Origin of the sequence: Mesorhizobium sp. M7A.F.Ca.AU.002.02.1.1 (assembly GCF_003998535.1) — a bacterium.
Classification (GTDB): domain Bacteria; phylum Pseudomonadota; class Alphaproteobacteria; order Rhizobiales; family Rhizobiaceae; genus Mesorhizobium; species Mesorhizobium ciceri.
The window spans coordinates 1-2506 of record NZ_RZPB01000824.1 but is presented as its reverse complement, the minus strand read 5'-3'; the positions used below and the strand labels follow the sequence as shown (position 1 = coordinate 2506).

Genomic DNA, 2506 nt, shown 5'->3' with positions numbered 1-2506 from the left:
GGGCAGGCGTGATGTAGAAGCCGAGCGACAGGATGAAGACGATGATGGCGCCGGCGAAAACGCCGGGCAGCGACAGCGGCAGATAGATTTGCAGGAAGGCGCGTGCCGGGCGCGCACCAAGGCTGCGCGCCGCCTGCACGAGGCGCAGATCGATGCCGCGCATGACCGAATAGAGCGGCAGGATCATGAACGGCAGCAGCACCTGCGCCATGCCGATGACGACGCCGGTCTGCGTGCGGATCAGCTTCACGCCGTCAAAGCCGAGCAGCCTGATGACCGAATTGATGATGCCGGAATCCTGCAGCAGGATGACCCAGGCCAGGGTGCGCACCACGCCGCTGACCCAGAACGGCACCAAAACGCACAGGATGAGGACCAGCCGCAGGCGCGGTCCGACCGCCGTCATGAGATAGGCATAGGGGTAGGCGGCGATGACGCAAACGATGGTGACCCAGGCTGCGATGGAAAAGGTGCGCCACAGGACGGTGACATTCACCGGGGTGGAAAAGAACCAGGCATAGTTCTGCAAGCCCCAAGATGGGTCCGAGAAGCTGCGCAGCGTGACGGTCAGCAAGGGATAGCCCATCGCGGCGATGAGCAAAGCCAAGGCGGGCATCGCCAGCAGCGAAGGATAGGCAGCAAGGCGCGGGCGCCGCTGCGGCGCCCGCACGGCACCTGGCGGCCGAGGATGATCACCCCCGGCCGTCGGCGTATGCGATGTCTGGCTCACGCCGTCACCTCAGCGGTAGCCGGCTCAGTTGCCGGCCATCAGCGCTGTCCACTTGTCGGACGCGGCGGCGAAGTTGGCGACCCAGAACTTGATGTTCTGCTGATAGCCGAGCTTGGCGTGGTCCGGCGTGTTGGTCAGAAAGGCGGCGACGGATGCGTCGACCTTCGGCTGTGCCTCGTTGTTGATCGGCGAGTAGGAGGTCTGCTCGGTCAGGATCTCCTGCGACTTCTTGCCGAGATAGGCGTTGATCAGCGCGTAGGAAGCGTCGGTGTCCTTGGCGCCGACCGGGATGGTCAGCTGGTCCATGACGACCAGCCAGTCCTTCCACACCGGCGTGTAGGCAGCGCCGTTCTTGACCGCCGTCATGGCGCGGCCGGTCCACATGATGATCATGTCGGCCTCGCCGGATTCGGCGAGCTGCTGGGATTCTGCGCCCGTCTTCCAGAAGATCGTGTCGGGACCGATCGCCTTGATCTTGGCGATGCCCTTGTCGATATCGGCCGGCGTCATGGCGTCGACCTTGCCGCCGTCTGCCAGGATGGCCTGTTCGATCAGGCCGCCGAGCGGGCTGCCGCTGCCGTCGATGGCGCGGGTGCCGGGAAATTTCGCGGTGTCGAAGAAGTCCTTCCAGTCCTTCGGCGGATTGTCCTTGTACGTGTCGTTCTTGTACATCAGGACCATGCCGTAGTTCATCGCCGGCACGCTGCACTCGCCGACCTGTCCGGGCGGGATGTGCGAGATGTCGAGCTTGGTCAAATCCAGCTTCTGGAACAGTTTTCCGCAATGCACGAAGGGCGGAAAATCGTCCGTATCGACGACATCCCAGGTCACATTGCCTGATTCGACCTGCGCCTGGAGCTTGGCGATTTCGGTCGGCCCATCATTCAAAAGCTTGACGCCGCTCTTGTCGACGAATTCCTTGAGGGCGGCGACCTGGCCGTCCTGGTAGATGCCGCCATAGGAGACGAAGGTCAGCGTCTTTCCCTTCAGCGAGCCGTCCACCACGGTCCCGGCCGGCGGCGCGTTCTGCGCGTGAGCGGCGGCCGCAAGCAAGGCCAGTGCGGCGGCGCCGACGAACCCGGCCACTCTTGATCTGCTTCCCATTTTCTAACCCTCCGATGGCTCGCTGTTTGATTTTGGTAGGCCGGGCGCGAGCGTTTTCCGGGCTACATATTGGTCGAGGTCGACGGCGCCGCTGGTCGGCGGCGCAATGATCCACAGCACTTCGGCCACCGTATCGCCGACATTGATCGTCCGGTGGGGCGTCGAGGTCGAATATTCGATGCTATCGCCCTCTTCGAGGGTGAAGCTCTCCTCGCCGAGCGTCAGTTGCACGCGTCCGCGCAGCACGAGGAACATCTCGCTCGCGTTGCCGTGCGTGTAGGGCACGTCGCCGGTCGAGCCGCCGACGGCGAACTCGCCGCAATAGACTTCCATCTCGCGGATCGGCCGGCGCGACAGCAGCGTCTTGCGGTAGCCTTCGCTGGTCGGCAGCGCCGGCCGCTCGCTGCGTGTCAGCACCGCGTGCGGCGACACTTCGCATTCGTCGAAAAGATCGGCGAGGCTGATGCCGAGCGCATTGGCAATCAGCATCAGCGTGCTGGTGTTGGCGCCGGAAAGGCCGCGCTCGAGCTGGCTTAGGAAACTGGCGGTGGTGCCGATCATGTCGCCGAGCTGGCGCAGCGTCAGGCGCCGCGTGGTGCGATAGGCCTTGATCCGATCGCCCAATACCGTCGAGCGGCGCGCTTCGGCGCTGGTCGCGGCATTGTCGTTGAG

General features: G+C 64.3%; 3 protein-coding genes. All 3 read right to left on the bottom strand.

The genetic code is table 11. The features are described 5' to 3' along the window. Positions 1-730: ABC transporter permease (locus EN879_RS31860; RefSeq protein WP_164774711.1), on the bottom strand; the 730-nt coding region annotated here is incomplete at its 3' end. Between the two features lie 24 nt (positions 731-754). Then, positions 755-1834: an extracellular solute-binding protein gene (locus EN879_RS31855; RefSeq protein ID WP_127274516.1), complete on the bottom strand. Its 1080-nt coding sequence runs from the start codon at positions 1832-1834 to the stop codon at positions 755-757. 3 nt (positions 1835-1837) lie between these two features. Continuing rightward, a partial coding sequence (locus EN879_RS31850; RefSeq protein ID WP_164774710.1) for an XRE family transcriptional regulator occupies positions 1838-2506 on the bottom strand: 669 nt, incomplete at its 5' end.

Coding starts and splice junctions, on each gene's coding strand:
- EN879_RS31855 (WP_127274516.1), bottom strand. CDS start 1,834: ATGGGAAGCAGATCAAGAGTGGCCGGGTTCGTCGGCGCCGCCGCACTG.